Annotated in this window: 7 protein-coding genes; 5 read left to right on the top strand and 2 right to left on the bottom strand. The window is 72.3% G+C overall.

From position 1 onward, the window contains the following. Positions 1-267: 267 nt before the first annotated feature. Together ACWGJB_RS46100 and ACWGJB_RS46095 are read right to left on the bottom strand one after the other, a co-directional pair. Positions 268-924 carry an HAD-IA family hydrolase gene (locus ACWGJB_RS46100; RefSeq protein WP_453386022.1) on the bottom strand — a complete coding sequence of 219 codons (657 nt, stop codon included), beginning with the start codon at positions 922-924 and terminating at the stop codon, positions 268-270. Positions 925-1106: 182 nt separating this feature from the next. Beyond that, on the bottom strand, positions 1107-1688 hold the full coding sequence (locus ACWGJB_RS46095) for a TMEM165/GDT1 family protein (RefSeq protein WP_453386021.1): 582 nt from the start codon (positions 1686-1688) through the stop codon (positions 1107-1109). 422 nt (positions 1689-2110) lie between these two features. Between ACWGJB_RS46095 and ACWGJB_RS46090 the strand changes: the two genes are divergently transcribed. The 5 genes from ACWGJB_RS46090 (at position 2111) to ACWGJB_RS46070 (ending at position 8093) form a co-directional block, all read left to right on the top strand. Further along, entirely contained in the window at positions 2111-2344 is a 234-nt protein-coding gene (locus ACWGJB_RS46090) for a hypothetical protein (protein ID WP_453386025.1), read from the top strand. Between the two features lie 118 nt (positions 2345-2462). Next, a complete protein-coding gene (locus ACWGJB_RS46085) occupies positions 2463-2993 on the top strand; it encodes a hypothetical protein (RefSeq protein ID WP_453386020.1) in 531 nt (176 codons plus the stop codon). 565 nt (positions 2994-3558) lie between these two features. After that, positions 3559-4203 carry an HNH endonuclease family protein gene (locus ACWGJB_RS46080; protein ID WP_453386019.1) on the top strand — a complete coding sequence of 215 codons (645 nt, stop codon included), beginning with the start codon at positions 3559-3561 and terminating at the stop codon, positions 4201-4203. Between the two features lie 185 nt (positions 4204-4388). Further along, the gene (locus ACWGJB_RS46075) at positions 4389-6014 is read left to right on the top strand and encodes an alkaline phosphatase D family protein (protein WP_453386018.1); all 1626 of its coding nucleotides are present in this window, start codon (positions 4389-4391) and stop codon (positions 6012-6014) included. Positions 6015-6149: 135 nt separating this feature from the next. Beyond that, positions 6150-8093, top strand: a complete 1944-nt coding sequence (locus ACWGJB_RS46070) for an FAD/NAD(P)-binding protein (RefSeq protein ID WP_453386017.1) — start codon at positions 6150-6152, stop codon at positions 8091-8093. Positions 8094-8212 lie beyond the last annotated feature (119 nt).

Genomic DNA, 8212 nt, shown 5'->3' with positions numbered 1-8212 from the left:
GTTTGGGGTGTGATCCGGCCCGCCCCCCCCCGCGCCCGTGTTAGCGCTACAGACCGGGCGTGTGGGTGGGGGCGTTCTGGGGTTGTTTGGGGTGGGGGTTGGGGGGGGGGGGGGGGGGGGCAGAGCGCGCAGTTCCCCGCGCCCCTTCCCGGCGTTGATCCTGAAGCCGACTTCGAGGACAACCCCCCTGGGGGCGCGGGGAACTGCGCGACCAGCCCCCCCACCGGGCCCGCACTCGCCCACAACCGCACCACCCCTACCGCCGCCTCAGTCGACGTACACCCGCAGGGAGCCGTCGGCCGCGGCCTCCACGCGCACCCCCGTCAGATCCCGCACCACCACGTCCGGCCCGTGCACGCCCGCCCGGGCCCCGACGCCCACCACCCGCATCCCCGCCGCGCGCCCCGCCGCGATCCCCGCGCCCGAGTCCTCGAAGACCACGCAGTCCGCCGCGGCGACGCCCAGCTCGGCCGCGCCCTTCAGGAAACCCTCGGGGTCCGGCTTGCTCGCGCCCACCGACTCCGCCGTGATCCGCACCGCCGGCAGCGGCAGCCCGGCCGCCGCCATCCGCGCCGTGGACAGCGCCACGTCCGCCGAGGTCACCAGGGCGTGCGGCAGCCCGTCCAGGGAGGCGAGGAAGGCCGCGGCGCCCGGGACCTCGACCACGCCGTCCATGTCGGCGGTCTCCTCGGTCAGCATCCGCGCGTTGTCCACGAGGTTCTGCCGGACCGGCCGGTCCGGCAGCAGCACCGCCATGGACGCGTGCCCCTGGCGCCCGTGGACGACCTTCATGACCTCGTCGCCGTCCAGCCCGTGCCGCTCGGACCAGCGCCGCCAGATGCGTTCGACGACGGCGTCCGAGTTGACGAGGGTGCCGTCCATGTCGAGCAGGAGGGCGCGGGCGGTGAGGACGGTGGCCGTCATCGGGCAGCTCCTAAGCGGGCCGGGCAAAGCAAAACAGAGCGGCCCCGCCCGCCGGTCAGGGAAAACGAGCGGGAGCCACTTTGTTTCTCCACGGTACAAAACGGAGTGGCCATCCCGCCACCGCCGTCGCCGACCGTTCATCGACTCTTCAGCTCGCCGGCCCCCGACGGGACGCGTCCGGCTCAGCCCGCGATCGCCTCCCACAGGCTCCACACGCCCAGCGCCAGCATCAGCACGGCCGCGATCTGCGTGATCAGCCGCAGCGGCACCTTCTTCATCAGCGCCTTGCCGCCGACGATGCCGAGTCCGGCCACCGCCCACAGGCCGAGCACCGCGCCGAGGCCGACGGAGAGCGGGTCGTCGTACCGGGCCGCGAGGTTCGCCGTCATGATCTGCGTGAGGTCACCGAACTCGGCGACCAGGATGAGCATGAACCCGGTACCGGCGACCTTCCAGAAGGACTGGTCGGCGGGCCTGCGGATCTCCTCTTCCTCCTCGCCCTTCTTCAGCAGCAGCACGGCCGCGCCGCCGAGGAAGAGCACGCCGGTCAGGGCGTGCACGATCTGCTGGGGCAGCAGGGTCAGCACGCTGCCGGCCGCGACGGCGAGCACGACGTGCAGGAGGAAGGCGGCCGCGACGCCCGCGAAGACGTAGGACGCCCGGTAGCGCGCACCCAGGACGAGGCCGGCGAGCGCGGTCTTGTCGGGCAGTTCGGCGAGGAAGATGACGCCGAAGACGAGCGCCGTCACGGTGATGCTGATCAAGGGTCCTCAATCGGTCGGGGCCACCCCACCGAGAGTGCTGCACTTCGCGCGGAACACACGACACCTCGGCACGGCAGCACACATGGATCACCCGCGCCGCTGTGCGGCACAGGCGTGCACTGCTTGCCGAAGGTCTCGCTGGCGGCCTCGTGATCGAGGTCCGCCTCCGGGCGCCGGCTCAGACGGGCTGAGCAGTATGTCGACGGTCCGGCGAAGAGCTACTCCCCTTCAACGCCCTCCACGGTACGTGACCACCACACCGATCTCCAAGGCCGAAGATCCCGCCTGTGAGTCACGTCGCACACCTTGTCACGTCATGAACACGTCACTAGCTTCTTGCCCAACGCTCACTCCCCGGCAACACGGCGACGCGAGCATTCCCTCGCTCGCGCTCCAACATCCCACCCCCACAAGGGAACCCCATGCCGAAGTTCTACGCGCGTCGACGGGCCGGCATACTCGCGACGCTCCCCGGCCTGACAGCCCCCGCCGCCCTCTTCGACTCCCCGAGCGCCTCCGCCGCCTTCCCCACCCCGGCCAGCGCGTCCACCGCCCGCACCTACCTCACCTCGTTCACCGTGGCCACCGAGAAGACCGGCCGGACGGCCGCTCCTGATACGGCGACGAATCTGCCCGCCGAGGCCCGCGGTCTGTAGCCCGGGCTGCGCCGCGGAGCCCAACGATCGGCGGCACAGCCCGGACGACAGAGCGCTGCCCAACGTCCGCGAAACGTCCCTGTCATGAGCCTGACCATCTGAGGAGATCGAGATTCCCATGCCTTCCCGAATACGGATAGCGGCTGCCACCGGTTCTGCTCTCACGTTGGCGATCAGCGGCCTCATCGTCGGCGCCAGCGCCGGCACCGCACAGGCCAGCTCCTGCTCCCAGTCCTACCTGCCGCTGCCGGACCCGTCGTGTACGCCCGGTGTGTACAACTCTGCTGTCACCCAGTCGACGATCGGCTCCACGATCTGCGTGTCCGGCTGGACGGCGACCGTCCGCCCGCCCACCTCCTACACCAACGCGCTCAAGGCGCAGGGCATCATCGACTACGGCTACAGCGACACCAACATGTCCGACTACGAGGAGGACCACCAGATCCCCCTCGAGCTCGGCGGATCACCGCGGGACCCGAACAACCTGTGGCCCGAGCCGCACTCCGGCACCAAGAACTCCACCACCAAGGACGGTGTGGAGACGAAACTGAAGAACGCCGTGTGCAACGGCACCATCACCCTCAACGCCGCCCGCACCGCGATCAAGGCGAACTGGACCACGGCTCTCAGCGTCACCGGCATCGGTTAGAAGGGAACTGGCCGGTGACGTTTGTCTGGTACCAGGCGTCACCGGCCAGTGCCTGACACTCGTACCGGGCGAGCGCCCGCCGCAGAGTGAGGTTCTCGCCTTGCGCGAGGGCAGCCGAGGCCAAGGAGCCGGTCGGACGATCCGCGGGAATGGCGGCAGCCGGTCCGCCCTGGCCCGGCGTGGAGCACCTGCGGGGGACGGACCGGTCACCGAACACGATCAAGAGCTATGCCCGGGGCATGGCGCTGTGGTGGTCGTTCCTGGAACAGCGCTCGCAGGCGTGGGACGGGGTCGGCGTGACGGAACTCGGCACGTTTGCCGGTCAGTTTCACCGCGGTGGCCCGCCAGGCCGGGGTCGGCACGGCTCGGCATACTGCTCGACCGGCTCCGCGATCCGGTAGTCACCCGCGACCACCGTCCACGTCGACCCCGCCCCGGTCGCCACCCCTTGCCGTGTCATGCACACGTCATTAGCTTCTTACCCAACGCTCACTCCCCGGCAACACGGCGGCGCGAGCATTCCCTCGCCCGCGCTCCAACATCCCACCCCCACAAGGGAGTTCCCATGCCGAAGTTCTACGCGCGTCGACGCCTCAGCATACTCGCGGCATTCACCGGCCTGATAGCCTCCGTCGCCCTTTTCAACTCCCCGAGCGCCTCGGCCGCCCTCCCCACCCCGGTCAGCGCGTCCACCGCCCGCACCTACCTCGCCTCGCTCACCGTGGCGACCGAGGTCAGGACCGGCTACGCGCGCGACCTGTTCCCGACCTGGGACACCATCAGCGGTACCTGCAACACCCGTGAGTGGATCCTCAAGCGCGACGGTTCGAACGTCGTCACCAACTCCGCCTGCACCGCCACCAGCGGCAGCTGGTACTCCCCCTACGACGGCGCCACCTGGACCGCCGCCTCCGACGTCGACATCGACCACCTCGTGCCCCTGGCCGAGGCCTGGGACTCCGGTGCCCGCAACTGGACCACCGCGCAGCGCGAGGCCTTCGCCAACGACGTCACCCGCCCGCAGCTGCTCGCCGTCACGGACAACGTCAACCAGTCCAAGGGCGACCAGGACCCGGCCACCTGGATGCCGTCGCTGACGTCGTACCGCTGCACCTACGTCCGCGCCTGGGTCCAGGTGAAGTACTACTACAACCTCTCGGTCGACTCCGCCGAGAAGAGCGCGCTCACCGGCTACCTCTCCGGCTGCTGACCCGACCGGCAGACAGCCCGGCGGACAGCCGGGCGCACAGAAGGCCCCGCTTCCCCCGCATTCCGGCCACGCTCCACCCCCCTTCCCGCACTCTTTCCCGCGTCGAAGCCTCCCCGCTGACCTCCGCCGTTCCGTACCGTACGGGGCGACGGAGGCGAACCGACCGGGAAAGAGGGCGGGCGAACGTGGCCGGACTGCGCCTGGGACCACTGCTGAGGTACACCGACGGCTCGTCGGCGACCGTCTGGGTCGAGACGAGCCGTCCGTGTACCGCCGAGGTGCGCTGCCCGGACGGGGCCGGCGGCAGCACGCGCACCTTCCAGGTGGCCGGCCACCACTACGCCCTGGTCCCGGTCACCGGGCTGACGCCGGGGACTTCGACGCCGTACGAGGTGGTCCTGGACGGCACACGGGTGTGGCCGCTGCCGGACTCCCCTTTCCCGGCCCCGGTGATACGTGTGCCCGCCGAGGGCGACGAGCTGCGGGTGACCTTCGGCTCCTGCCGCTGGGCCGCTCCCCCGGCCGACGGCCAGGACCCGGTCGGCCCCGACGCCCTGGACAGCCTGGCCGCCCGCGTCGCCGCCGGCGGTGAACGGCCGGACGTACTGCTGCTGTTGGGCGACCAGGTGTACGCCGACGAGACCTCGACGGCGACCCACCACTGGCTGGCCGCCCGCCGCGACCTGTCGGAGCCGCCCGGCGCCGAGGTCGCGGACTACGAGGAGTACACCCGCCTCTACTACGAGTCCTGGCTCGACCCCGAGGTGCGCTGGCTGCTGTCCACCGTGCCCAGTTGCATGATCTTCGACGACCACGACGTCATAGACGACTGGAACACCTCCGCCGCCTGGCTCGCCGACGTACGGGCCACGCCCTGGTGGCAGGAGCGGCTGCTGAGCGGGCTGATGTCGTACTGGGTCCATCAGCACCTGGGGAACCTCTCCCCCGCCGAGCTGGCCGCCGACCCGCTGTACACGGCCGTATGCGCGTCCCCCGACGGCACCGACGAGTTGCGCGCCTTCGCTGCCAAGGCCGACACCGACCCGTCGTCGGTGCGCTGGAGTTACCGGCGCGACTTCGGGCGGGTGCGGCTGCTGATGGTGGACACCCGGGCGGCGCGGGTGCTGGACGAGGGCAACCGCGCCATGCTCGACCCCGGCGAGGCCGAGTGGCTGCGCGAACAGGCGCTGACCGACCGGGAGTCGTACGACCATCTCCTGGTCGGCACCTCGCTGCCCTGGCTGCTGCCGCACCTCATACACGACCTGGAGACCTGGGACGCGGCCCTGTGCCGGGGCGAACGGGGCGCCCGCTGGGCGGAGTTCGGGGAGCGGCTGCGCCGCGCGGCCGACCTGGAGCACTGGGCGGCCTTCCCGGCCTCCTTCGCCGAACTGGCCGGCCTGATCGCCCGCACCGGCTCGGGTCCCGGGGCACCCGCGTCGATCTGTGTGCTCTCCGGGGATGTCCACCACGCCTACGTCGCCGAGCCCGCGTGGCCGGCCGGTGCCGGGCCCTCCTCCCGTGTGCTGCAACTCACCTGCTCGCCCGTCCACAACTCCGTACCGCCGACGATCCGGGTCGGCTTCCGGTTCGGCTGGAGCGCCCTGGCCCGGTTCCTCGGCCGGCGGTTCACCCGGCACGGACGCTCTGCGCCACCGCCGGTGACATGGCGGAAGAGGGGCGGGCCGTGGTTCGGCAACCAGCTCATGACGCTGACGCTGCACGGCCGTTCGGCCCGGCTGCGGCTGGAGCGGGCCCGGCGGAACGGGACGCTGGAGACCGTGGAGGAGTCCACCCTCACCACCCCATGAGGGACATCCGAGGCGGGTGGGGCACGCGTTGGCTTCTGTTAATCGCGACGGCATGATGAGGCGGACCGTCCGCTTCCCCGACCCGTGCGGGCGGTGTTCCTGCCCAGCGCCCCCACCCGCCCGGGAGTCACGTCCTTGTCTGCCTCGCCCCAGGAATCCGCCCCGGTCGCCGTCGCCCTGGTCGGCGCCGGACCGCGCGGCACCAGCGTCCTGGAACGCCTCTGCGCCTCCGCACCCGAGCTGCTGCCCCCGGGATCGCGCCTCACGGTCCATGTGATCGACCCGGCGCCGCCGGGCCCCGGCCGGGTCTGGCGTACGGCGCAGTCGGCGGAGCTGCTGATGAACACCGTGGCGAGCCAGGTGACCCTGTTCACCGACGACAGCGTGGAGTGCTCGGGCCCGATCCGGCCCGGCCCCAGCCTGTACGAGTGGGCGGCCGGCGAGCTGGACCCCGACGACTACCCGACCCGCGCCCACTACGGCCGCTACCTGGAATGGGTGTGCGCGAGGACGGTCGGCCGGGCACCGGAGGCGGTCCGCGTCGAGACCCACCGCGCCCGTGCCGTACGGCTCGCCGACGACCCCGACGGCCGCCAGACGCTCACCCTCGACGACGGCCGCGCCCTGCCCGGTCTGGCGGCGGTGGTGCTGGCCCAGGGCCACCTGCCGGCGACGGCGGCCCCCGAGGACCGCCGCCACCTGGCACACGCCGCCCGGCACGGCCTGCGCCACATACCGCCGGCCAACCCGGCCGACGTCGATCTCACCCCGATCGCCCCCGGCGAACCGGTGCTGCTGCGCGGCCTCGGCCTCAACTTCTTCGACCACCTGGCCCTGCTCACCACCGGCCGGGGCGGCCGTTTCGCCCGCACCCCCGACGGCGCCCTGCACTACACGCCCTCCGGCCGGGAGCCCCGCCTGTACGCGGGCTCCCGGCGGGGCGTCCCCTACCAGGCACGCGGCGACAACGCCAAGGGCCCGTACGGGCGGCACACCCCACTGCTGCTCACCCCCGAGGTGATCGCGAGCCTGCGTAAACGCGCGGACTCCGGCGAGGCACCCGACTTCCTCGCGGAGGTCTGGCCGCTGGTCGCCAAGGAGGTGGAGACGGTCTACTACACGGCCCTGACCGGCGACCCGGACCTCACCGAGCGCTTCCTCACGGCCGCCGGCCGGCCCGCGGAGGCCGCCGTACTCGACGGGGCCGGTGTCCCGGAGGCGGACCGCTGGTCCTGGGACCGCCTCCAGCGCCCGTACGGGGAACGGGAGTTCACCGGTCCGGCGGACTGGCACGACTGGCTCCGCGGGTACCTGCGCGAGGACGCGGCACAGGCCGCCCTCGGCAATGTGCGCGGCCCGCTCAAGGCGGCCCTGGACGTGCTGCGCGACCTGCGCAACGAGATACGGCTGGTGGTCGACCACGGCGGCCTGACCGGCGCCTCCCGGCGGGCCCACCTGGACGGCTGGTACACCCCGCTCAACGCGTTCCTGTCCATCGGCCCGCCCCGCCGCCGCGTCGAGGAGCTGACCGCGCTGCTGGCGGCGGACGTGGTGGCGGTGCTGGGCCCCGGTCTGGAGGTGGACCGGGCGGACGGCGCGTGGCTGGCGCGCTCGCCGGAGGTCCCCGGCTCGGCGGTCCGGGTGACCACGCTCATAGAGGCCCGCCTCCCGGAGCCGGACCTGCGCCGTACCGGCGACGAACTGCTGGCCGGGCTGCTGCGCGAGGGCGCCTGCCGCCCGCACCGGGTGGACGGCCACGAGACCGGGGGGCTGGACGTGACACCGCGCCCGTACCGGCTGATCGACCGCGACGGCCTGCCGCACCCGAGGCGGTTCGCCTTCGGCGTGCCCACGGAGGGCGTGCACTGGGTGACCGCGGCGGGCGCCCGGCCGGGCGTGGACTCGGTCACCCTGTCGGACGCCGACGCGATCGCACGAGCGGTCCTCCGGACGGCCGCGCCGAGGTCAGGGGAGCAGCCGGGGGCGGAACAAGGAGAGCGGGCGGCGGCAGAGCGACCGGGGCCGGAACAGCCGGAGGCGGCGCGGGGCGCCGGGCGGGACACGCCGGTGGCCGCTTAATCCTTTGCGGATTACGCAAACCCCCCGTGAAACTCCTGTCACACCGCCCGCGTACGCTGTATGGCTGACGTCGGGGGGCGCAACAGGACAATCACGGGGGAACCGTCGTGTGGGAAAGC

The organism is Streptomyces sp. NPDC054813 (assembly GCF_053611365.1).
Note: the sequence above shows the minus strand (reverse complement) of the source record. Positions and strands in the feature narration are given on the sequence as shown.

Bases quoted from the DNA above. Each gene is read 5' to 3' on its own strand.
- ACWGJB_RS46100 (WP_453386022.1), bottom strand. From the start codon at position 924: ATGACGGCCACCGTCCTCACCGCCCGCGCCCTCCTGCTCGACATGGAC.
- ACWGJB_RS46090 (WP_453386025.1), top strand. From the start codon at position 2,111: ATGCCGAAGTTCTACGCGCGTCGACGGGCCGGCATACTCGCGACGCTC.
- ACWGJB_RS46085 (WP_453386020.1), top strand. From the start codon at position 2,463: ATGCCTTCCCGAATACGGATAGCGGCTGCCACCGGTTCTGCTCTCACG.
- ACWGJB_RS46080 (WP_453386019.1), top strand. From the start codon at position 3,559: ATGCCGAAGTTCTACGCGCGTCGACGCCTCAGCATACTCGCGGCATTC.